Origin of the sequence: Streptomyces populi (assembly GCF_002911015.1) — a bacterium.
GTDB classification, from domain to species: domain Bacteria; phylum Actinomycetota; class Actinomycetes; order Streptomycetales; family Streptomycetaceae; genus Streptomyces; species Streptomyces populi.
In genome coordinates this window covers 102,730-125,732 of record NZ_KZ626846.1, presented here as the reverse complement: position 1 = coordinate 125,732, position 23,003 = coordinate 102,730, and the positions used below count along the sequence as shown (strand labels likewise).

Below are 23,003 nucleotides of genomic sequence, written 5' to 3'. Positions count from 1 at the left end.
TCAAGCGGGCCGCACTTGGCCTTGCGACCGCCTGGACCCGACTCGCGTCCAGGCCGGTCCCGCACGACATCCGAGGTGGGAGAACCGGCCGCACATCGACGCGGCCCGGTGGCCGGAGAGCGAGCCACCGGGCCGCACTCTCCGACGTGTCCCGCACCACAATTCCCGCCGCACGAAGGGCCGCTCGGCGCCCTCGGGAGGGTCCGGCGACCGCCGCCACCACGAGCAAGATGCCCGAATTACCCGCCATGCCGACTTGATGCCCTTTGGTCTCGTGAATTGGGTCACCGGTGAATCGGGCCCCCGCCACACGCCCCCACTCGACCAACCCATTTGCCAAAGGCAAGTTGAGGATCCGATTCCGGCACAATCGGACTTTTTACCCCCTCATCAACCAGGCCAAAGCGATCTTCGCGGTCAAATCTCGTCTTGTTTCGGACATGTGCTCTCGCATACGTTCTGGTCGACCCCGGGCGGATCGCCGAATCCTGCCGCCGCCCGGTAACCCATCGACCCACGCACGGCAGGAGCGGGGGAACCACAGGTAAGCCGCCGATCCGGACGCACCGGACCGGCTAGGGGTGAAGCCGTGCCCACAGCACGGCCGGGCATCTCCCGCCCGAACCCGACAGCTCACCTCGCAGGCGTCGGAGAGGAAATTCGCCATGCTCGCACGAGGCAAGCACCGCCGCATGAAGTCCAACGTCATCACCCGGGGCATGATCGCCGCCGGAACCGGCGGTATCGCTCTCGCCCTCCCGCTCGTGAGCGCGACCGGCGCCAACGCCGCCACCCCGGCGCAGGCCCCCCAGGTCGCGAAGACCGCCCACACCGCGGTGGTGCCCAACGTGCAGCTCATCACCTACAAGGTGGTCAAGGGCGACACCCTCTCCAAGGTCGCGCAGAAGTACCCCAAGAGCGGTGGCTGGAAGAAGCTGTACGCGGCGAACCGCGCCGTCATCGGCGACAACCCCTCCGTGCTCCGTCCGGGCCTGAAGCTGACCGTGGGCACGAAGACGCTGAAGTCGAAGACCGTCAGCACCACGGCGAACGCGACCGCCGCCGTCGCCAAGTCCAAGGTGACCACCGTCACCCAGGCCTCCGCCAAGACGTACGCCAACAACCTCGACGGCTGGATCAAGGAATCCCTCGACGTCATGGCCAAGGCCGGCATCCCGGGCAGCTACGACGGCATCCACCGCAACGTGATGCGTGAGTCCTCCGGCAACCCCAACGCCATCAACAACTGGGACTCCAACGCCGCCGCCGGCATCCCCTCCAAGGGTCTGCTCCAGGTGATCGACCCCACGTTCCAGGCGTACCACGTCGCCGGCACGTCGACGAACATCTACGACCCGGTCGCGAACATCACCGCCGCCTGCAACTACGCGGCCGACAAGTACGGCTCCATCGACAACGTCAACGGCGCCTACTGATCGCACCCCGCACCCCCGACTTCACCGCACCCGCCGACGGCGCCCTCCGGGCCCGTCGGCGGGTGCGTCAGCGGGTGCGTCGACGCGGCTAGAAGCCGAAGACGCGCTCCAGGACCACCGCGATGCCGTCGTCCTCGTTCGACAGGGTGACCTCGTCGGCCACCGCCTTCAGCTCCGGGTGGGCGTTGGCCATGGCCACGCCCCGGGCGGCCCAGTCGAACATCGGGATGTCGTTGGGCATGTCGCCGAAGGCGAGCGTCGCGCAGGGGGTGAGCCCGAGGTGCGCCGCGGCGAGAGCGAGGCCCGTCGCCTTGGTCACCCCGCATGGCTGGAGTTCGACGGTGCCGGGCCCGGACATGGTGACCGTCGCCAGCGAACCGACCACTCCCCGTGCCGTGGCCGCCAACTCGTCGTCGGACAGCGACGGGTGACGGAGCAACACCTTGCTGATCGGCTCCGCCCAGAGGTCGTCCCGGCGCGGCACCCGCACCGCCGGCAGCGTGGGATGCGGCATCACGTACCCCGGTTCGATGAGCGTGAGCCCGTCCACTCCGTCCTGGTCGACCGCCGCGTACAGCAGCCCGACCTCCGCCTCGATCTTGCCGAGCGCCGTCTCCGCCAGTTCCCTGTCCAGGGTCACCGACCACAGCATCCGGTCCGCGCCGGCGTCGTACAGCTGCGCCCCCTGCCCGCACACCGCCAGTCCCTCACCGCCGAGTTCGTCGAGAAGCGGTCGCACGCGCGGTGCGGGGCGGCCCGTGACCACGAGATGCCGGGCGCCCGCCCCGGTCACCTTCGCCAACGCGGCGCGTGTCCGGTCGGAGAGCGTGTCGTCGCCGCGCAGCAGCGTTCCGTCCAGGTCAGTGGCGATGAGTGAATATGCAGTCGGAGCGGCCATGATCCGAAGAATACGGATCGAACGACTCATCGGCCCGGCCTGAACCGGACGACGTCCGGTATCCCGTCAGCAACGCCGTTCACCGCACGGTGGCAAGCGCGTTGCGACCGTTTTGGATCACCCAGGCTCCGCTTCCGCCCACACCGACTTTCCCGCACACGACCGACCACAACACCCCAACACCCCCTGGAACAAGGGCGACTCGCCAACGAGCCGCCTCGGCACGGGCGCAGGCCGGAGCAGTCTTCATCGGCAAGCGTCGACAAGTGCGTTACGGAACAGCGTCATTGAGCCAGCCATCTCCAACTCCGGCTCGACAGAGGTCGGTCCGGACACGGTTCGCCGATCCGGGGGTGCGGCCGAGAGCGTGGCCGAGGGGGCGACCGGGGGCACGGCCGAGGACGCAGCCGTGCGCGCGAGGCGGCCCGGAAGGTTCCTGCCGGTGTCGGCAGGTGTCGGCCGACACGCACCTGGGGGCACCCGTCTTCGGGGAGTCCGACCTTGGGGGCCCCTCCCCCCTCCCCTCCCCACCCCGCGCCCCCAAACAACACCAAGACGGAATTACCGAAGCAGATAACAGCAATACGGACATCGCAAACCCTTTAGGCCCTGCCACAGCAGGGGCACTCCCCCGTAACGTGGGCCCCGACCACATAAAACGCGTGGAACGCATGCACCACATGGCGAGTACGAACCCGAAAGCGAGGCACCAACCGATGCCCCCCTTCGATGTCCCCGAGGGCGATCCCTTCGGCCCGCACAACCTGCCGTACGGCGTGTTCTCCCTGACCGACCCGGCCGGCGCCCCCGAGCGACGCGTCGGCGTACGGCTCGGCGACCATGTGCTCGACGCGGGCGCCGCCGCCCACGCGCTCGGCTCCCCCTACGCCGGGCTGCTCGCCCAGCCGACCCTCGACCCGCTGCTCGCCGCCGGCCGCACCGCGTGGTCGGATGTCCGGCGCGCGCTGACAGCCTGGGTGACCGTCCCCGCCCACCGGGAGACCCTCGCCCCCCATTTCCACCCGCTCTCCGACGTGACGCTGCACCTCCCGTTCACCGTCGCGGACTACGTCGACTTCTACGCCTCCGAGAACCACGCACGGAACGTCGGCCAGATCTTCCGCCCCGACGCCGCCGATTCCCTCACGCCCAACTGGAAGCACCTGCCGATCGGCTATCACGGCCGCTCCGGCACGGTCGTGGTCTCCGGCACGGATGTCGTACGCCCGTCGGGCCAGCGCAAGGCCCCCGCGGACACCGCCCCGGTCTTCGGCCCCTCGATCCGCCTGGACATCGAGGCGGAGGTCGGCTTCGTGGTCGGCACTCCCTCGGAACAGGGCCGGCCGGTGCCCCTGGGCGACTACCGCGACCACGTCTTCGGCCTCTGCCTGCTCAACGACTGGTCGGCGCGCGACATCCAGGCCTGGGAGTACGTCCCGCTCGGTCCCTTCCTCGGCAAGTCCTTCGCGACGTCCGTGTCGGCGTGGATCACCCCGCTCGACGCCCTGGACGACGCCCGCGTGGCCCCGCCCGTCCGTACGCACCCCCTTCTCCCCTATCTCGACGACGCCTCCGAGGAACCGGGCGGCTACGACCTCCGGATCTCCGTGGCCATCAACGGCCACGTCGTCTCCGAGCCCCCCTTCTCCACCATGTACTGGACGGCCGCCCAGCAGCTGGCCCACATGACGGTCAACGGCGCCTCCCTGCGCACCGGTGACCTCTACGGTTCCGGGACCGTCAGCGGCGCCTCCGAGGGCGAGCGCGGCTCCCTGCTCGAACTCACCTGGAACGGGCGCGACGCCCTCGAACTCCCCGACGGCAAGCGCACGTTCCTCGAGGACGGCGACGAGGTCACCCTGACGGCCTGGGCTCCCGGTCCGGGCGGCACCCGGGTGGGCCTCGGCGAGGTCCGGGGCCTCATCACCCCGGCCGTCTCCCCGTAGCCCTCTTCAGCGGGGTACGGGACGGTCCGTGTCACGGTGGCCAGGGCCCTGGCCACCGTGCCCCACGACGACTCCCACTACATCCAGTCCTCGGGCTCCGGCTCCTGGTCCAGCTCGGGCCAGTCCGGGTCCGGTCCCGCGGCGGCCGCCGGAACCGGTGCGGCTTCGGGTCCGCCGCCGGTGGGCGGCTCCTCGGGCGTGCCACCGCCCAGCGAGGCGAGCACCCCGATGACGCCCTCTCCGTATGTGGCCAGCTTCTTCTCGCCCACCCCGCTGATGCCGCCCAGGTCCTTCACGGAGGTGGGCCACACCGTGGCGATCTCCCGCAGCGTGGCGTCGTGGAAGATGACGTACGCCGGGACACCCTGCTCCCGCGCCCGCTCGCCACGCCAGGCGCGCAGCGCCTCGAACGCGGGAACGAGCTCGGCGGGCAGTTCGGCAGCCGCCGCCTTGGTCTTGCGCTCACCCTTGGACGCCGACGACCGGGACACGACCGGCTTCGGAGGCTCCTTGCGCAACGGCACGTCGCGCTCGCGCCGCAGCACGGTGCCGCTCGCTTCGGTCAGCACCAGCGTGCCGTACTCACCCTCGACCGCGATCAGCCCCTGGGCCAGCAACTGCCGTACGACACCGCGCCATTCGGACTCCGCCAGCTCCTCACCGATGCCGAAGACGGACAGCTGGTCATGGTCGAACTGGATCACCTTGGCGGTCTTGCGTCCCAGCAGGATGTCGACGATCTGGCCCGCGCCGAACTTCTGTCCCCGCTCGCGCTGGAGGCGCACCACCGTGGACAGCAGCTTCTGCGCCGCGACCGTGCCGTCCCAGGTCTCCGGGGGCGTCAGACAGGTGTCGCAGTTGCCGCAGGCCGGGGTGTCGGGGTCCTGGCCGAAGTAGGCCAGGAGCTGTGAGCGCCGGCACTGTGCCGTCTCGCACAGGGCGAGCATCGAGTCCAGGTGGGAGGCGGCCCGGCGCCTGAACGCCTCGTCGCCCTCCGAACCCTGGATCAGCTTGCGCTGCTGGACCACGTCCTGAAGGCCGTAGGCCATCCAGGCCGTGGAGGGGAGTCCGTCACGGCCGGCGCGCCCCGTCTCCTGGTAGTAGCCCTCGACCGACTTCGGCAGGTCGAGATGGGCGACGAACCGGACGTCCGGCTTGTCGATGCCCATGCCGAAGGCGATCGTGGCCACCACCACGAGACCTTCCTCCCGCAGGAAGCGGGACTGGTGCGCGGCACGGACGCCCGCCTCCAGGCCCGCGTGGTACGGCACCGCCTCGATGCCGTTGCGGGAGAGGAACTCGGCGGTCTTCTCGACCGAGTTGCGCGAGAGGCAGTACACGATGCCCGCGTCACCCGCGTGTTCCTCGCGCAGGAAGGACAGCAACTGCTTCTTCGGGTCGGCCTTGGGGACGATCCGGTACTGGATGTTGGGCCGGTCGAAGCTCGCCTCGAAGTGGCGGGCCGTGGGCATGCCCAGGCGCTGGGTGATCTCCCTGTGCGTCGCACGCGTGGCCGTGGCCGTCAGCGCGATGCGCGGGACGTCCGGCCAGCGTTCGCCGAGCAGCGAGAGCGCCAGGTAGTCGGGACGGAAGTCGTGGCCCCACTGCGCCACGCAGTGCGCCTCGTCGATCGCGAAGACGGAGATCTTCCCGCGGGACAGCAGGTCCAGCGTGCTGTCGAGACGCAGCCGCTCGGGGGCCAGATAGAGCAGGTCGAGTTCTCCGGCCAGGAACTCCGCCTCGACCACGCGCCGCTCGTCGAAGTCCTGCGTGGAGTTCATGAACCCGGCGCGCACGCCCAGTGCCCTCAGCGCGTCCACCTGGTCCTGCATGAGCGCGATGAGCGGGGAGACCACAACGCCCGTACCCGGTCTGACCAGGGAAGGGATCTGGTAGCAGAGGGACTTTCCGCCACCGGTCGGCATCAGGACGACGGCGTCACCGCCCGCCGCCACATGCTCGATGATCGCTTCCTGCTCGCCGCGGAAGGCGTCGTACCCGAAGACCCGGTGGAGGGTGGCCAGTGCCTCGCTCTCTCCCAGCTTCTCCGTCACGTCCGCTCCGGTCATCACACCCGTCCCGCCCATCGTCCTGTCCCCCGTACGTCGCCCCTCGACCACTGCGTCCACGATAGGGGTCCGCGCCGACAGTCCGAGAGTTGTCCACAGGCTGCGAGGGACCGGCTTCCCTACGTATCGGTGTCCGTTCCGTCTCACTCCCCTGCACGGCGCGCCCCGGCCGGGTTCAACCCGATGGCCCCGCTCGTATGGCGGCGTTTCGGAGCCGAGGGCCATGCTGCTCGGGCGGGAGGAGGGGGCCCGCAGTCGACGGACCCGTGCAGTCCGTACGCCTCTCTCGTGCCTCTAGGAGTCCTCGCATGCCCCAGCGTCCCCTCAGGACCGCCATCACCCTCGTGACCGCCGCCACCGCGTCGCTCGCCCTGTCCACGGGTCCCGCCCCCACCGCGAGTCCCGCCCGGGCCGCGGACCGCCCGGCCGATCCGAAGGCCATGCGGGATCTGGTCAAGGCGTACCTGGCCAGCGTCAAGTACCGCGACGAGAAGGTCGCCCTCGCCGACGGGTACGTCCCCCACCAGTGCTCCTCGGACCCCGCGGGGCACGGCAGCATGGGCTACCACTACTTCAACGAGTCCCGCTACGGCTCGCTCGATCCGGCGAAGCCCGCGGCTCTCCTCTTCGAGGACGGCAAGGACGGAAAGCGCCGGCTGGCCGGGGTCGAGTGGATCGTGCTGGACTCCGACCAGAACCTGAAGACCAGCAAGGACCGGCCGTCGATGTTCGGCGGCCAGAAGTTCGACGGTCCGATGCCGGGTCACTACCCGGGCATGCCGATCCACTACGACCTGCACGTCTGGCTCTGGAAGCAGAACCCCAACGGGCTGTTCGACCGCTGGAACCCCAGGGTGAAGTGCCCGGCCGCTCCGGCCCACCCCGGCAAGTCGGACACGGCCCACACCGGCTCGTCCGGGACGGCCCACACCGGCTCGTCGTCGACGGCGCACACAGGCTCGTCGTCCACCACGCACACCGGGACCGCGGGCAAGGCGCGCGCCGTCCGCTGAGAACGACTCGGGCCCCGCTCCCCCGAAGGGGGCGGGGCCCGGGACCGCGCAAGGCTCTGCTCAGCGCACGAAGACCCCGGCCTGGTTCGCCAGGTTCAGGAAGTACTGCGGCGCCACACCGAGCACCAGCGTGACCACCACGCCCGCCGCGATCGCCGTCATCGTCAGCGGTGACGGCACGGCGACCGTCGGTCCCTCGGGCTTCGGCTCGCTGAAGAACATCAGCACGATCACACGGATGTAGAAGAACGCCGCGATCGCCGACGAGATCACACCGACCACGACCAGCGCGCCCGCGCCACCCTCGGCCGCCGCCCTGAACACGGCGAACTTTCCGGCGAATCCCGAGGTGAGCGGGATGCCGGCGAAGGCCAGCAGGAAGACCGCGAACACCGCGGCCACCAGCGGGGACCTGCGTCCGAGCCCCGCCCACTTGGACAGGTGCGTGGCCTCTCCGCCCGCGTCCCGTACGAGCGTGACGACGGCGAAGGCGCCGATCGTGACGAAGGAGTACGCGCCGAGGTAGAAGAGGACCGACGAGACGCCGTCCGGCGAGGTCGCGATGACACCCGCGAGGATGAATCCGGCGTGGGCGATCGACGAGTACGCCAGGAGCCGCTTGATGTCGGTCTGGGTGATCGCGACGATCGCACCGCCCAGCATGGTGACGATCGCGACGGCCCACATGACCGGCCGCCAGTCCCAGCGCATACCCGGCAGGACGACGTACAGCAGGCGCAGCAGCGCGCCGAACGCCGCCACCTTCGTCGCCGCCGCCATGAAGCCGGTGACCGGGGTCGGCGCGCCCTGGTAGACGTCGGGCGTCCACATGTGGAAGGGCACCGCGCCGACCTTGAAGAGCAGACCCATGACGACCAGGGCCATGCCCATGAGCAGCAGCACGTCGTTGCCCATGGTGCCGGCGAGGGCGGGGTCGACGTTCGTGACCGTGCCGTCGACGACGTGCGCGATCGTCGCGTAGGACATCGAGCCCGCGTAGCCGTACAGCAGGGCGATGCCGAAGAGCGTGAACGCGGAGGCGAAGGCGCCGAGCAGGAAGTACTTGACCGCCGCCTCCTGCGACATGAGCCGCTTGCGGCGGGCCACGGCGCACAGGAGGTACAGCGGCAGGGAGAAGACCTCCAGCGCGACGAACAGGGTCAGCAGGTCGTTGGCCGAGGGGAAGACCAGCATGCCGCTGATGGCGAAGAGCAGCAGCGGGAACACCTCGGTGGTGGTGAACCCGGCCTTCACGGCGGCCTTCTCGCTGTCGCTGCCGGGCACCGACGACGCCTGCGCGGCGAACGCGTCGACCCGGTTTCCGTGTGCCTCGGGGTCCAGGCGCCGCTCGGCGAAGGTGAAGACGCCGAGGATTCCGGCGAGCAGGATCGTGCCCTGGAGGAACAGGGCCGGTCCGTCGACGGCGATCGCGCCCATCGCCGCGATGTGTGCCTTCGTCGTGCCGTATCCGCTCGCCGCGAGGGCGACGACCGCGGAGAAGGCCGCGGCCAGTGCGACGACGGCGACGAACACCTGTGTGTAGTAACGGGACTTGCGCGGCACGAAGGCCTCGACCAGAACCCCGACGACCGCCGCGCCGATGACGATCAGGGTGGGCGACAACTGCGCGTACTCGATCTTCGGCGCATCGATCTTGGAGATCGGCTCGGCCGCGGTCGCGGCCGTTGTCCACAGGCTGTGGACGGCTGATGCACTCACTTGGCCGCCTCCACCTCGGGCTGGGGGTCCGTCTTCTGGACGTCTGACATGGTCTGCTTGACCGCCGGGTTGACGATGTCGGTGATCGGCTTCGGGTAGACGCCCAGGAAGATCAGCAGTGCGATCAGCGGGGCGACCACCAGGAGCTCACGCACCCTGAGGTCCGGCATCTCGGCCACCTCGGCCCTGACCGGGCCCGTCATCGTCCGCTGGTAGAGGACGAGGGTGTAGAGCGCGGCGAGGACGATGCCGAAGGTGGCGATGATGCCGACCACCGGGTAGCGCGTGAACGTTCCGACCAGGACAAGGAATTCACTCACGAAGGGCGCGAGGCCCGGGAGCGAGAGGGTCGCGAGGCTGCCGATCAGGAAGGTGCCGGCGAGCACCGGGGCGACCTTCTGCACCCCTCCGTAGTCGGCGATCAGGCGCGAACCGCGCCGCGAGATCAGGAAGCCGGCCACCAGCATCAGGGCGGCGGTCGAGATCCCGTGGTTGACCATGTAGAGCGTCGCGCCCGACTGGCCCTGGGTGGTCAACGCGAAGATGCCCAGGATGATGAACCCGAAGTGCGAGATCGACGCGTAGGCGACCAGCCGCTTGATGTCGCGCTGTCCGACGGCGAGCAGCGCCCCGTAGACGATGCTGATCAGCGCCAGTACGAGGATCGCGGGCGTCGCCCACTTGCTCGCCTCCGGGAAGAGCTGGAGGCAGAAGCGGAGCATCGCGAAGGTGCCGACCTTGTCGACGACCGCCGTGATCAGCACGGCGACCGGCGCGGTGGCCTCGCCCATGGCGTTGGGCAGCCAGGTGTGCAGCGGCCACAGCGGCGCCTTCACCGCGAAGGCGAAGAAGAAGCCGAGGAACAGCCACCGCTCGGTGCTGGTCGCCATGTGCAGCGACCCGTCGGCCCGCGCGTGGACGATCTCCTGGAGCGAGAAGCTCCCGGCCACCACGTAGAGGCCGATCACGGCGGCCAGCATGATCAGGCCGCCGACCAGGTTGTAGAGCAGGAACTTCACCGCGGCGTACGAGCGCTGCGTCGCCGCCGCCTCGTCGCCGTGCTCGTGGGCACGGTCCCCGAAGCCGCCGATGAGGAAGTACATCGGGATCAGCATGGCTTCGAAGAAGATGTAGAAGAGGAAGACGTCGGTGGCCTCGAAGGAGATGATCACCATCGCCTCGACGGCCAGGATCAGGGCGAAGAAGCCCTGGGTCGGACGCCAGCGCCTGCTTCCGGTCTCCATCGGGTCGGCGTCGTGCCAGCCCGCGAGGATCACGAACGGGATCAGCAGCGCGGTGAGCGCGACGAGCGCCACCCCGATGCCGTCCACGCCCAGTTGGTAGCGCACCCCGAAGTCCGGGATCCAGGCGTGGGACTCGGTGAGCTGGTAGCGGGCGCCGTCGGGGTCGAAACGCACCAGGGTGACCGCGGCGAGCGCCAGCGTGCCGAGGGAGACGAGCAGCGCCAGCCACTTGGCCGCGACGCGCTGCGCGGCCGGCACGGCGGCCGTGGCGATCGCCCCGAGGGCCGGGAGCACCGCCGTCGCTGTCAGGAGGGGAAAGGACATCGGTATCAGACCGCCCTCATCAGCAGGGTCGCGGCGACGAGGATCGCCGCGCCGCCGAACATCGAGACCGCGTAACTGCGCGCGTAGCCGTTCTGCAGCTTGCGCAGCCGTCCGGAGAGGCCGCCCACCGAGGCCGCCGTCCCGTTGACGACTCCGTCGACCAGGGTGTGGTCGACGTACACCAGGGAGCGGGTGAGGTGCTCACCGCCGCGGACCAGCACGACGTGGTTGAAGTCGTCCTGGTACAGGTCGCGCCGGGCGGCGCGGGTGAGCAGGGAGCCGCGCGGGGCGGTGACCGGGACGGAGCTGCGTCCGTACTGGAGGTAGGCGATGCCGGCGCCGACGACCAGGAGGACCATGGTGGCCGCGGTGACCGTGAGGGCGCTCACGGGCGAGTCGCCCTCCGAGTGCCCGGTGACCGGCTCCAGCCAGTGCACGAAGCGGTCGCCGATGCTGAAGAAGGCGCCCGCGAACACCGACCCGAAGGCCAGCACGATCATCGGGATCGTCATGGAGCTCGGCGACTCGTGCGGGTGCGGCTCGTGGCCTTCCGCGTCGGGCTGCCAGCGCTTCTCGCCGAAGAAGGTCATGATCATCACGCGCGTCATGTAGTACGCGGTGATCGCGGCGCCCAGCAGGGCCACGCCGCCGAGGATCCAGCCCTCGGTGCCGCCCTTGGCGAAGGCCGCCTCGATGATCTTGTCCTTGGAGAAGAAGCCGGACAGGCCCGGGAAGCCGATGATCGCGAGATAGCCGAGGCCGAAGGTCACGAACGTGACCGGCATGTACTTCCTGAGACCGCCGAACTTCCTCATGTCGACCTCGTCGTTCATGCCGTGCATGACCGAACCGGCGCCGAGGAAGAGCCCGGCCTTGAAGAAGCCGTGCGTCACCAGGTGCATGATCGCGAAGACGTAGCCGATCGGGCCGAGGCCGGCCGCCAGCACCATGTAGCCGATCTGCGACATGGTCGAACCGGCGAGGGCCTTCTTGATGTCGTCCTTCGCGCAACCGACGATCGCACCGAACAGGAGCGTGACGCCGCCCACGACGGTGACGACGAGCTGGGCGTCCGGTGCCGCGTTGAAGACGGCGGCCGAGCGCACGATCAGGTACACGCCCGCGGTCACCATGGTGGCGGCGTGGATGAGGGCCGAGACCGGGGTCGGGCCCTCCATCGCGTCACCGAGCCAGGACTGCAGCGGCACCTGGGCCGACTTGCCGCAGGCGGCGAGCAGCAGCATCAGCGCGATGGCCGTGAGCTTGCCCTCGCCGGCGTCCCCGGCGATCCCGGAGTGCCCCTCGGTGCCGAGCAGCGGCCCGAAGGCGAAGGTCCCGAAGGTCGTGAACATCAGCATGATGGCGATGGACAGGCCCATGTCGCCGACGCGGTTGACCAGGAAGGCCTTCTTGGCGGCGGTGGCGGCGCTGGGCTTGTGCTGCCAGAAGCCGATCAGCAGGTACGAGGCGAGGCCGACGCCCTCCCAGCCGACGTACAGCAGGAGGTAGTTGTCGGCGAGGACGAGCAGCAGCATCGCCGCCAGGAACAGGTTCAGATAGCCGAAGAAACGGCGGCGGCGCTCGTCGTGCTCCATGTACCCGATCGAGTACACGTGGATCAGCGAGCCGACGCCGGTGATCAGCAGGACGAACGTCATCGACAGCTGGTCGAGCTGGAAGCCGACGTCCGCCCGGAAGTCTCCGACGGCGATCCAGCTGAACAGGTGCTGGGTGAACGTCCGGTCCTCCGGACTCTTCCCCAGCATGTCGGCGAAGAGCACGGCAGCGATCACGAAGGAGGCGGCCGCGAGCACGGTTCCGATCCACTGGCCGACGGCGTCCAGCCGCCGTCCGCCGCACAGCAGTACGGCCGCTCCGAGCAGAGGCGCCGCGATGAGCAGCGCAATCAGGTTCTCCACGATTCAGCGACCCCTTACAGCTTCATCAGGCTGGCGTCGTCGACCGAGGCCGAGTGGCGGGAACGGAACAGCGACACGATGATCGCGAGCCCGACCACGACCTCCGCGGCGGCGACGACCATCGTGAAGAAGGCGATGATCTGGCCGTCGAGGTTGCCGTGCATCCGGGAGAAGACGACGAAGGCGAGGTTGCAGGCGTTGAGCATGAGCTCGATGCACATGAACACCACGATCGCGTTCCGTCTGATCAGGACACCGGTGGCGCCGATCGTGAACAACAGAGCGGAAAGGTAGAGGTAGTTGACCGGATTCACTTGGACGCCTCCTCCGGCTTCGTGCGCTCCAGGCGCTCCTCGGCACGCTGCTCCAGCGCCTTGAGGTCCTTCAGCGCGTCGGCCGACACGTCACGGATCTGCCCGCGGTCGCGCAGCGTCTTGCTGACGGTCAGCTCGGACGGGGTGCCGTCGGGCAGCAGGCCCGCGATGTCCACCGCGTTGTGCCGGGCGTAGACACCCGGAGCCGGCAGCGGCGGGACGTGCTTGCCCTCGCGCACCCGCTGCTCGGACAGCTCGCGCTGGGTCCGCGCACGCTCGGTGCGCTCGCGGTGGGTGAGCACCATGGCGCCGATGGTGGCCGTGATGAGCAGGGCGCCGGTGATCTCGAAGGCGAAGACGTACTTCGTGAAGATGAGGGCGGCCAGTCCCTCCACGTTGCCGTTCGCGTTCGCCTTCGCCAGGCCGTCGAAGTCCTGGACGGACGCGTTGCCGATGCCCGCGAACAGCAGGATGCCGAAGCCGAGCCCGCAGAGCAGGGCCAGCCAGCGCTGCCCCTTGATGGTCTCCTTCAGCGAGTCCGCCGCGGTGACACCGACGAGCATGACGACGAAGAGGAACAGCATCATGATCGCGCCGGTGTAGACGACGATCTGGACGATGCCCAGGAAGTAGGCGCCGTTGGCGAGGTAGAACACCGCCAGGACGATCATGGTCCCGGCGAGGCACAGCGCGCTGTGCACGGCCTTCCTCATGAAGACGGTGCACAGGGCGCCGATCACCGCGACGGTGCCGAGGACCCAGAACTGGAAGGCCTCCCCGGTGGAGGTGGAGTACGCGGCCAGGTTGGCGGTCATGCCTCCGCCCCCTCTCCCGCCGACGTGCCCGAAGGGCTCGCCGAGGGGTGCAACTCGCCCTTGGAGACGGCCACCTGGCGCTCGGTGCCGGGCGCGGCCTCGGTCACCAGACCCCGGTAGTAGTCCTGCTCGTCCGTGCCCGGGAAGATCGAGTGCGGTGTGTCGACCATGCCTTCCTGGAGTCCGGCGAGCAGCTGCTCCTTGGTGTAGATGAGGTTGGCACGGCTGCTGTCCGCGAGCTCGAACTCGTTCGTCATCGTCAGCGCGCGCGTGGGGCACGCCTCGATGCACAGGCCGCACAGGATGCAGCGGGCGTAGTTGATCTGGTAGACGCGGCCGTAGCGCTCGCCCGGGGAGTAGCGCTCCTCCTCGGTGTTGTCCGCGCCCTCCACGTAGATGGCGTCCGCGGGACAGGCCCAGGCGCACAGCTCACAGCCGACGCACTTCTCCAGGCCGTCCGGATGGCGGTTGAGCTGGTGCCGGCCGTGGAACCGCGGTGCGGTGGTCTTCTGCTGTTCCGGGTACTGCTCGGTCAGCCGCTTCTTGAACATGGCCTTGAAGGTCACGCCGAAGCCGGCGACGGGGTTCTGGAAACCGGGTTTGGTCTCCTTCGGCTCCTCAGCCATCGGAACCCTCCTTTCCGTCACGAGATCCGGTGACCGGTCCATCACTCGCAGTATCGGATCCGCCACTGACAATCAGCTCCCGCTCGCGGCGCGGGCGGCGCCGCGGCACCGGCGGCAGCTCCTGGCCGGGCAGCGGGGGCACGGGGAATCCGCCGGCCATCGGGTCGAAGGCGGCGGGCTCGGCGGGCGTCTCCTCGGCCTGCTTGCCGCGGAAGATGTCCGCCACGAACGACAGCAGCAGCAGGGCGAGGACGCCTCCGCCGACGTACAGCGCGATGTCCGAGAATCCGTAGTGCTCGTTGCGCAGCGTCCGTACCGTCGCGACGAGCATCAGCCAGACCACGGAGACCGGGATGAGCACCTTCCAGCCGAGCTTCATCAGCTGGTCGTAGCGGACGCGCGGCAGCGTGCCGCGCAGCCAGATGAAGAAGAACAGCAGCAGCTGCACCTTCACCACGAACCAGAGCATCGGCCACCAGCCGTGGTTGGCGCCCTCCCAGAAGCTGCTGATCGGCCACGGTGCCCGCCAGCCGCCCAGGAAGAGCGTCGTGGACACGGCCGAGACCGTCACCATGTTCACGTACTCGGCGAGCATGAAGAGCGCGAACTTGATGGACGAGTACTCGGTGTTGAAGCCGCCGACCAGGTCGCCCTCGGACTCCGGCATGTCGAAGGGGGCCCGGTTGGTCTCGCCGATCATCGTCACGACGTAGATCAGGAACGAGACCGGGAGCAGGAGGATGTACCAGCGGTCCTGCTGCTGCTCGACGATCGTCGAGGTCGACATCGAACCGGAGTAGAGGAACACCGAGGCGAACGCGGCGCCCATGGCGATCTCGTACGAGATCATCTGGGCGCAGGAGCGCAGACCGCCCAGCAGCGGATAGGTGGATCCGGAGCTCCAGCCGGCGAGCACGATCCCGTAGATGCCCACCGAGGCCACCGCGAGGATGTAGAGCATCGCGATCGGGAGGTCGGTGAGCTGCATCGTGGTGCGCTGGCCGAAGATCGAGATCTCGTTGTCCGCGGGCCCGAAGGGGATCACCGCGATCGCCATGAAGGCCGGAACGGCCGCGACGATCGGCGCGAGGACGTAGACGACCTTGTCCGCGCGCTTGACGACGACGTCTTCCTTGAGCATCAGCTTCACGCCGTCGGCGAGCGACTGGAGCATGCCCCAGGGGCCGTGCCGGTTGGGGCCGATGCGCAGCTGCATCCAGGCGACGACCTTGCGTTCCCACACGATGGAGAAGAGCACGGTCACCATCAGGAAGGCGAAGCAGAACACCGCCTTGACGACGACCAGCCACCAGGGGTCGTGGCCGAACATCGAGAGGTCTTCAGCGGCGAGGTACGGCGTCATGCCTCCACCTCCTTGGGGGCCTCGGCGACGGTCGTCGCCGGGCCGATGCGGACGAGTGCGCCGGGCAGCGCCCCGGTGTCGGAGGCGACGCCCCCTCCGGTCGAGTTCAGCGGGAGCCAGACCACGCGGTCGGGCATCTCGGTGATCTGCAGCGGCAGTTCGACCGCTCCGCCGGGACCGGTCACGGCGATGACGTCGCCGTCCTTGACCCCGGCCTCGGCGGCGGTGGCGGCCGACACGCGCGCGCGTGCGGCGTGCCGCGTCCCGGCGAGCGCGTCGTCGCCCTCCTGGAGACGTCCCTGGTCGAGCAGCAGCCGGTGTCCGGCCAGTACGGCCTCGCCCGCGGCCGGCCGGGGCATCTGCACCCCGGTCTCCTCGGGCTCACCGGCTCGCGGCCCGTCCCAGGCGCCGAGCCGGTCGATCTCCCCGCGCGCGGTGCGCAGGTCCGGCAGCCCGAGGTGGACGTCCATGGCGTCGGCCAGCATCTGCAGGACGCGCGCGTCGGCGGGCGCGAGGCGCCGGGTCATCTGGTCGGGCTTGAGAGCGGCCTCGAAGGAGCGGACCCGGCCCTCCCAGTTGAGGAAGCTTCCGGGCTTCTCGGCGACCGCGGCGACCGGCAGGACGACGTCCGCGTGCTCGGTCACCTCGCTGGGCCGCAGTTCGAGCGACACCAGGAAGCCCACTTCGGACAGGGCCTCACGCGCGCGCGTGGGGTCGGGAAGGTCGGCGACCTCCACACCCGCGACCACCAGGGCCCGCAGTTCGCCGCCGGCGGCGGCCTCCACGATCTGGCCGGTGTCACGGCCGTGGCGGTGCGGGAGTTCGGAGACGCCCCACGCGGCCGCGACCTCCTCCCGCGCGCGCGGGTCGGTGGCCGGGCGTCCGCCCGGCAGCAGCGACGGAAGCGCGCCGGCCTCGATCGCCCCGCGTTCCCCGGCCCGGCGCGGGATCCACACCAGGTGGGCGCCGGTGGCGGCGGCGGTCCGCACGGCGGCGGTCAGGGCGCCCGCCACGGCGGCCAGCCGCTCGCCGACGACGATCACGGCACCCTCGGCGCGCAGCGCCTCGGCGGCCTTGGCGCCGTCGCTCTCCAGGCCCACACCGCTCGCGAGCGCGTCCAGCCACTCGGTCTCGGTGCCGGGCGCGGCCGGCAGCAGCGTGCCGCCCGCCTTCTCCAGGCCGCGGGTGGCGTGCGTGGCGAGGGAGAAGGTCCTCTGCCCGTGCCCGCGCCAGGCCTTGCGCAGCCGCAGGAAGACGCCGGGCGCCTCCTCCTCCGACTCCAGGCCCACCAGCAGGACGGCGGGCGCCTTCTCCAGTGAGGTGTACGTGACGCCCGTGCCGTCGAGGTTCCGGCCGCGTCCGGCGACCCGGGCGGCCAGGAAGTCGGCCTCCTCGGAGCTGTGCACGCGCGCGCGGAAGTCGATGTCGTTCGTGTCGAGGGCCACGCGCGCGAACTTGCTGTAGGCGTAGGCGTCCTCGACGGTGAGCCGGCCGCCGGTGAGGACACCGGCGCGGCCGCGGGCCGCCGTCAGCCCCTGGGCGGCGACCTGGAGGGCCTCCGGCCAGGAAGCGGGCTCGAGGACGCCGTCGGCGTTGCGCACCAGGGGGGTGTCGAGGCGGTCGCGCTGCTGCGCGTACCGGAACCCGAACCGGCCCTTGTCGCAGACCCATTCCTCGTTGACCTCGGGGTCCGGTGCCGCGAGACGCCGCATCACCTTGCCGCGCCGGTGGTCGGTGCGCGTCGCGCAGCCGCCGGAGCAGTGCTCGCACACGGAGTGCGAGGAGATGAGGTCGAAGGGCCGCGAGCGGAAGCGGTACGCCGCCGACGTGAGCGCGCCCACCGGACAGATCTGGATCGTGTTGCCGGAGAAGTACGACTCGAAGGGGTCGCCGTCACCGGTGCCGACCTGCTGGAGCGCGCCCCGCTCGACCAGTTCGATCATGGGGTCGCCCGCGATCTGGTTCGAGAAGCGGGTGCAGCGGGCGCACAGCACGCACCGCTCGCGGTCCAGGAGAACCTGGGTGGAGATCGGGACCGGCTTCTCGTACGTCCGCTTCCTGCCCTCGAAGCGGGACTCGGCGTTGCCGTGGGACATCGCCTGGTTCTGCAGGGGGCACTCGCCGCCCTTGTCGCAGACCGGGCAGTCCAGCGGGTGGTTGATGAGCAGCAGCTCCATCACACCGTGCTGGGCCTTCTCGGCGACCTGGGAGGTGAGTTGAGTCTTGACGACCATCCCGTCCGTACAGGTGATCGTGCAGGACGCCATGGGCTTGCGCTGGCCCTCGACCTCGACGATGCACTGGCGGCAGGCGCCGGCCGGGTCGAGGAGCGGGTGGTCGCAGAACCGGGGGATCTCGATGCCGAGCTGTTCGGCGGCCCGGATGACCAGGGTGCCCTTGGGCACGCTCATCTCGACGCCGTCGATCGTCAGCGAGACGAGGTCCTCCGGCGGGACCGGTGCTTCCCCGCCTCCGGAGGGAGCGCTGGTGGTCACTGTCATGCGTTCACCTCCGTGTGCTTGTCCGCCCAGGCCGTGGACCTGGCGGGGTCGAAGGGGCAGCCGCGGCCCGTGATGTGCTGCTCGTACTCCTCGCGGAAGTACTTGAGCGAGGAGAAGATCGGCGAGGCGGCGCCGTCGCCGAGGGCGCAGAAGGACTTGCCGTTGATGTTGTCGGCGATGTCGTTCAGCTTGTCGAGGTCGGACATGACGCCCTTGCCGGCCTCGATGTCGCGCAGCAACTGCACCAGCCAGTACGTTCCTTCGCGGCAGGGCGTGCACTTGCCGCAGGACTCGTGGGCGTAGAACTCGGTCCAGCGGGTGACGGCGCGGACGACACAGGTCGTCTCGTCGAAGCACTGGAGTGCTTTCGTGCCGAGCATGGAACCCGCGGCGCCCACTCCTTCGTAATCAAGAGGGACGTCGAGGTGCTCGTCGGTGAACATCGGGGTCGAGGAGCCGCCCGGCGTCCAGAACTTCAGCCGGTGGCCGGGGCGCATCCCACCGCTCATGTCGAGGAGTTGACGCAGGGTGATCCCGAGCGGCGCCTCGTACTGGCCGGGGCTGGCGACATGGCCGCTGAGCGAGTAGAGCGTGAAGCCCGGGGACTTCTCGCTGCCCATCGACCTGAACCATTCCTTGCCTTTTTGGAGAATTGCGGGAACTGACGCGATCGACTCGACGTTGTTCACAACAGTTGGACACGCATAGAGGCCCGCGACAGCAGGGAAAGGGGGACGGAGCCGCGGTTGACCACGGCGGCCTTCGAGCGAGTCGAGCAGTGCGGTCTCCTCACCGCAGATGTACGCGCCCGCGCCCGCGTGCACGGTGAGCTGGAGGTCGAGTCCGCTGCCCAGGATGTTCTCGCCGAGGTAGCCCGCCGCGTAGGCCTCACGTACGGCCTCGTGCAGCCGCCGCAGTACGGGGACCACTTCACCGCGGAGATAGATGAAGGCATGCGAAGACCGGATGGCATAGCACGCGATCACAATGCCCTCGATGAGGCTGTGCGGGTTCGCGAAGAGGAGCGGGATGTCCTTGCAGGTTCCCGGCTCCGATTCGTCGGCGTTGACAACTAGATAGTGAGGTTTGCCGTCTCCCTGGGGAATGAACTGCCATTTCATTCCGGTCGGGAAGCCGGCGCCGCCGCGGCCCCGCAGCCCGGACTCCTTGACGTACGCGATCAGGTCGTCCGGTGACATGGCGAGTGCCTTGCGCAGGCCCTCGTACCCCTCGTGCCTTCGGTAGACGTCCAGCGACCAGGACCGGTCCTCGTCCCAGAAGGCCGACAGCACGGGCGCGAGCAGTTTTTCGGGACTGGTCTCGTTGATCTCGGCTGCCAAGGTCATCACTCCCCCTCCTCTGCCACAGGACCCGCCGGGTGGGACGGGTCGGAGGCCGACGTGTCCTGCGGCGCGTCGTGCGAACTCGGGTGCTCGGCGGGCCGCTGGTTCTGGGGTGCTCCTCCGCCCCGCGGATGCACCACACGCGCGGGGGCGTCCTCCCCCTTGGCCAGGCGCAGCCCCACCAGTGACGCGTGGCCCGCGCTGCCGCCGGCCTCCACCGCGCCCTCGCGCTCGTCGGGGAAACCGGCCAGGATCCGGGCGGTCTCCTTGAAGGTGCACAGCCGGGCGCCGCGGGTCGGGTCGACGTCGGCGCCCGCGCGCAGGTCGTCGACGAGACGCTTGGCCGAGTCCACGGTCTGGTTGTCGAAGAACTCCCAGTTGACCATCACGACCGGCGCGAAGTCGCAGGCCGCGTTGCACTCGATGTGCTCCAGGGTGACCTTGCCGTCACCGGTGGTCTCCCCGTTGCCGACGCCCAGGTGGTCCTGGAGGGCCTCGAAGATGGCGTCGCCACCCATCACGGCACACAGGGTGTTGGTGCAGACACCCACCTGGTAGTCGCCGCTCGGCTTGCGCCGGTACATCGAGTAGAAGGTCGCGACCGCGGCGACCTCGGCCGTGGTCAGGCCCAGTACCTCCGCGCAGAACCGCTGTCCCGTGCGGGTGACATGGCCCTCCTGCGACTGCACGAGATGCAGCAACGGAAGGAGCGCCGAGCGGGAGTCGGGGTAGCGGGCGATGATCTCGCGCGCGTCCGCCTCCAGCCGGGCCCGGACGTCGGCCGGGTAGTCGGGCGCGGGCAGTTGGGGCATGCCCAGGCTGACGCCCTCGGGGGTGGTGGTCACCGGTCGACGCCTCCCATCACGGGGTCGATGGACGCGACGGCGACGATGACGTCGGCGACCTGGCCGCCCTCGCACATCGCCGCCATGGCCTGCAGGTTGGTGAAGGACGGGTCGCGGAAGTGGACCCGGTAGGGGCGGGTGCCTCCGTCGGAGACGACGTGCACCCCGAGTTCGCCCTTGGGTGACTCGACCGCCACGTACGCCTGTCCCGGCGGCACGCGGAAGCCCTCGGTCACCAGCTTGAAGTGGTGGATCAGGGCCTCCATGGAGGTGCCCATGATCTTCTTGATGTGGTCGAGCGAGTTGCCGAGACCGTCGGGGCCGAGCGCGAGCTGGGCGGGCCAGGCGATCTTCTTGTCGGCGACCATGACCGGGCCGGGCTGGAGCCGGTCCAGGCACTGCTCGATGATCCGCAGCGACTGGCGCATCTCCTCCAGGCGGATCAGGAAGCGCCCGTAGGAGTCGCAGGTGTCGGCGGTCGGGACCTCGAAGTCGTAGGTCTCGTAGCCGCAGTACGGCTGGGACTTGCGCAGGTCGTGCGGCAGGCCGGCCGAGCGCAGGATGGGGCCGGTGGCACCGAGGGCCATGCAGCCGGCCAGGTCGAGGTAGCCGACGTCCTGCATGCGGGCCTTGAAGATGGGGTTCCCGGTGGCGAGCTTGTCGTACTCGGGAAGGTTCTTCGTCATCTTCTTCACGAACTCGCGGATCTGGTCCACCGCGCCCGGGGGCAGGTCCTGGGCGAGTCCGCCGGGGCGGACGAACGCGTGGTTCATGCGCAGGCCCGTGATCAGCTCGTAGATGTCGAGGATGAGCTCACGGTCGCGGAAGCCGTAGATCATGATCGTGGTGGCGCCCAGCTCCATGCCGCCGGTGGCGATGCACACCAGGTGGGAGGAGAGCCGGTTCAGCTCCATGAGGAGCACCCGGATGATCGAGGCGCGGTCGGGGATCTGGTCGGTGATCCCGAGGAGCTTCTCGACGCCGAGACAGTAGGCCGTCTCGTTGAAGAACGGCGTCAGGTAGTCCATGCGCGTCACGAACGTGGTGCCCTGGGTCCACGTGCGGAACTCGAGGTTCTTCTCGATGCCGGTGTGGAGGTAGCCGATGCCGCAGCGGGCCTCGGTGACCGTCTCGCCGTCGATCTCCAGGATGAGCCGGAGCACGCCGTGGGTGGACGGGTGCTGCGGGCCCATGTTGACGATGATGCGCTCGTCGTCGGACTTGGCCGCCGACTGGGCGATCTCGTCCCAGTCGCCGCCGGTGACCGTGTATACGGTGCCCTCGGTCGTCTCGCGGGGCGAGGCGGCCGACGCTCCGGAAGGGGTCTGCGTGCTCATGAGTACGACCTCCGCTGGTCCGGAGCCGGGATCTGGGCGCCCTTGTACTCGACGGGGATGCCGCCGAGGGGATAGTCCTTGCGCTGCGGGAAGCCCTGCCAGTCGTCCGGCATCATGATCCGCGTCAGCGCGGGATGGCCGTCGAAGATCAGGCCGAAGAAGTCGTACGCCTCGCGCTCGTGCCAGTCGTTCGTCGGATAGACGGTGACGAGCGAGGGGACGTGCGGGTCCGCGTCCGGGGCGCTGACCTCCAGCCGGATGAGCCGGTTGTGGGTGATCGAGCGCAGGTGGTAGACGGCGTGCAGCTCGCGGCCCTTGTCGTGCGGGAGGTGGACGCCGGAGACGCCCGTGCACAGTTCGAACCGCAGGGCCGGGTCGTCGCGCAGGGTCCGGGCGACGGGGAGCAGGTACTCGCGTTCGACGTGGAACGTGATCTCGTCGCGGTCGACGACCGTCTTGTCGATGACGTTCTCGGGGACGAGTCCCTGTTCCTCCAGGGCCCCCTCCAGCTCGTCGGCCACCTCGTCGAACCAGCCGCCGTAGGGGCGGGTGGCCGCGCCGGGCAGCCGGATGGAGCGGACCAGGCCGCCGTAGCCGGAGGTGTCGCCGCCGTTGTTCGCGCCGAACATGCCGCGCTGGACGCGGATCTCCTCGCCCTTGTCGCCCCGCTGACCGGGAAGGTTGGAGGCGCTCAGGTCCTTCTCGGGGTTGACCTCGTTGCCGTTCGCGTCGCTCACCGCAGCAGGCCCTTCATCTCGATGGTGGGAAGCGCCTTGAGCGCCGCTTCCTCCGCCTCGCGGGCCGCTTCCTCGGCGTTCACGCCGAGCTTCGAGCTCTGGATCTTCTGGTGGAGCTTGAGGATCGCGTCCATCAGCATCTCGGGCCGCGGCGGACATCCGGGCAAATAGATGTCGACCGGGACGATGTGGTCGACTCCCTGCACAATGGCGTAGTTGTTGAACATTCCGCCCGATGACGCACAAACACCCATGGAGATGACCCACTTGGGGTTGGGCATCTGGTCGTAGACCTGCCGCAGCACCGGCGCCATCTTCTGGCTCACCCGGCCGGCCACGATCATCAGGTCGGCCTGGCGGGGCGACCCGCGGAAGACCTCCATACCGAAGCGCGCCAGGTCGTAGCGACCGGCGCCGGTCGTCATCATCTCGATGGCACAGCAGGCGAGTCCGAACGTCGCGGGGAAGACGGACGCCTTGCGCACCCAGCCCGCGGCCTGCTCGACGGTCGTCAGCAGGAATCCGCTCGGCAGCTTTTCTTCGAGTCCCATGCT

General features: G+C 69.4%; 18 protein-coding genes and 1 riboswitch. Of the genes, 3 read left to right on the top strand and 15 right to left on the bottom strand.

From position 1 onward, the window contains the following. Positions 1 to 501: 501 nt before the first annotated feature. Positions 502 to 662, top strand: a riboswitch (cyclic di-AMP (ydaO/yuaA leader). A gap of 3 nt (positions 663 to 665) precedes the next feature. Beyond that, the gene (locus CW362_RS06195; RefSeq protein WP_103548338.1) at positions 666 to 1,436 is read left to right on the top strand and encodes a transglycosylase SLT domain-containing protein; all 771 of its coding nucleotides are present in this window, start codon (positions 666 to 668) and stop codon (positions 1,434 to 1,436) included. A gap of 88 nt (positions 1,437 to 1,524) precedes the next feature. On the opposite strand, the gene CW362_RS06190 is transcribed toward CW362_RS06195, so the two are convergent. Beyond that, complete coding sequence (locus CW362_RS06190) at positions 1,525 to 2,334, bottom strand: HAD family hydrolase (RefSeq protein ID WP_103548337.1); 810 nt, start codon at positions 2,332 to 2,334, stop codon at positions 1,525 to 1,527. A gap of 716 nt (positions 2,335 to 3,050) precedes the next feature. On the opposite strand from CW362_RS06190, the gene fahA reads away from it, so the two are divergent. Next, positions 3,051 to 4,280, top strand: coding sequence for a fumarylacetoacetase (gene fahA / locus CW362_RS06185; protein WP_103548336.1), 1,230 nt, complete (start codon positions 3,051 to 3,053; stop codon positions 4,278 to 4,280). Positions 4,281 to 4,357: 77 nt separating this feature from the next. Here the strand turns inward: fahA and recQ are convergent, their stop codons facing one another. Beyond that, entirely contained in the window at positions 4,358 to 6,367 is a 2,010-nt protein-coding gene (gene recQ, locus CW362_RS06180; RefSeq protein ID WP_103548335.1) for a DNA helicase RecQ, read from the bottom strand. A gap of 290 nt (positions 6,368 to 6,657) precedes the next feature. Between recQ and CW362_RS06175 the strand changes: the two genes are divergently transcribed. Further along, positions 6,658 to 7,362: a hypothetical protein gene (locus tag CW362_RS06175; protein ID WP_206300876.1), complete on the top strand. Its 705-nt coding sequence runs from the start codon at positions 6,658 to 6,660 to the stop codon at positions 7,360 to 7,362. A 60-nt stretch (positions 7,363 to 7,422) separates the two neighbouring features. On the opposite strand, the gene nuoN is transcribed toward CW362_RS06175, so the two are convergent. The 13 genes from nuoN to CW362_RS06110 are packed head-to-tail and all read right to left on the bottom strand — an operon-like array spanning position 7,423 to position 23,000. Next, positions 7,423 to 9,081, bottom strand: coding sequence for an NADH-quinone oxidoreductase subunit NuoN (gene nuoN / locus CW362_RS06170; RefSeq protein WP_103548334.1), 1,659 nt, complete (start codon positions 9,079 to 9,081; stop codon positions 7,423 to 7,425). Then, positions 9,078 to 10,649 carry an NADH-quinone oxidoreductase subunit M gene (locus CW362_RS06165; protein ID WP_103548333.1) on the bottom strand — a complete coding sequence of 524 codons (1,572 nt, stop codon included), beginning with the start codon at positions 10,647 to 10,649 and terminating at the stop codon, positions 9,078 to 9,080. The genes nuoN and CW362_RS06165 overlap by 4 nt, the downstream gene beginning before the upstream one ends. A 5-nt stretch (positions 10,650 to 10,654) precedes the next feature. Beyond that, complete coding sequence (nuoL, locus tag CW362_RS06160) at positions 10,655 to 12,568, bottom strand: NADH-quinone oxidoreductase subunit L (RefSeq protein ID WP_103548332.1); 1,914 nt, start codon at positions 12,566 to 12,568, stop codon at positions 10,655 to 10,657. A gap of 14 nt (positions 12,569 to 12,582) precedes the next feature. Then, positions 12,583 to 12,882, bottom strand: coding sequence for an NADH-quinone oxidoreductase subunit NuoK (gene nuoK, locus CW362_RS06155; protein ID WP_103548331.1), 300 nt, complete (start codon positions 12,880 to 12,882; stop codon positions 12,583 to 12,585). Further along, positions 12,879 to 13,697, bottom strand: coding sequence for an NADH-quinone oxidoreductase subunit J (locus CW362_RS06150; RefSeq protein ID WP_103548330.1), 819 nt, complete (start codon positions 13,695 to 13,697; stop codon positions 12,879 to 12,881). The genes nuoK and CW362_RS06150 overlap by 4 nt, the downstream gene beginning before the upstream one ends. Next, positions 13,694 to 14,323 carry an NADH-quinone oxidoreductase subunit NuoI gene (gene nuoI, locus CW362_RS06145; protein WP_103548329.1) on the bottom strand — a complete coding sequence of 210 codons (630 nt, stop codon included), beginning with the start codon at positions 14,321 to 14,323 and terminating at the stop codon, positions 13,694 to 13,696. Before nuoI ends, CW362_RS06150 begins: the two co-directional genes overlap by 4 nt. After that, entirely contained in the window at positions 14,316 to 15,686 is a 1,371-nt protein-coding gene (gene nuoH, locus CW362_RS06140) for an NADH-quinone oxidoreductase subunit NuoH (RefSeq protein WP_103548328.1), read from the bottom strand. Before nuoH ends, nuoI begins: the two co-directional genes overlap by 8 nt. Beyond that, complete coding sequence (locus tag CW362_RS06135) at positions 15,683 to 18,187, bottom strand: NADH-quinone oxidoreductase subunit G (protein ID WP_103548327.1); 2,505 nt, start codon at positions 18,185 to 18,187, stop codon at positions 15,683 to 15,685. The genes nuoH and CW362_RS06135 overlap by 4 nt, the downstream gene beginning before the upstream one ends. Next, positions 18,184 to 19,536 carry an NADH-quinone oxidoreductase subunit NuoF gene (gene nuoF, locus CW362_RS06130; protein ID WP_206300875.1) on the bottom strand — a complete coding sequence of 451 codons (1,353 nt, stop codon included), beginning with the start codon at positions 19,534 to 19,536 and terminating at the stop codon, positions 18,184 to 18,186. Before nuoF ends, CW362_RS06135 begins: the two co-directional genes overlap by 4 nt. Further along, the gene (nuoE, locus tag CW362_RS06125) at positions 19,533 to 20,375 is read right to left on the bottom strand and encodes an NADH-quinone oxidoreductase subunit NuoE (RefSeq protein ID WP_240657687.1); all 843 of its coding nucleotides are present in this window, start codon (positions 20,373 to 20,375) and stop codon (positions 19,533 to 19,535) included. Before nuoE ends, nuoF begins: the two co-directional genes overlap by 4 nt. Continuing rightward, on the bottom strand, positions 20,372 to 21,712 hold the full coding sequence (locus CW362_RS06120) for an NADH-quinone oxidoreductase subunit D (protein ID WP_103548325.1): 1,341 nt from the start codon (positions 21,710 to 21,712) through the stop codon (positions 20,372 to 20,374). The genes nuoE and CW362_RS06120 overlap by 4 nt, the downstream gene beginning before the upstream one ends. Then, on the bottom strand, positions 21,709 to 22,449 hold the full coding sequence (locus CW362_RS06115; RefSeq protein ID WP_103548324.1) for an NADH-quinone oxidoreductase subunit C: 741 nt from the start codon (positions 22,447 to 22,449) through the stop codon (positions 21,709 to 21,711). Before CW362_RS06115 ends, CW362_RS06120 begins: the two co-directional genes overlap by 4 nt. Next, entirely contained in the window at positions 22,446 to 23,000 is a 555-nt protein-coding gene (locus CW362_RS06110; RefSeq protein WP_007383964.1) for a NuoB/complex I 20 kDa subunit family protein, read from the bottom strand. The genes CW362_RS06115 and CW362_RS06110 overlap by 4 nt, the downstream gene beginning before the upstream one ends. Between the last annotated feature and the right edge of the window lie 3 nt (positions 23,001 to 23,003).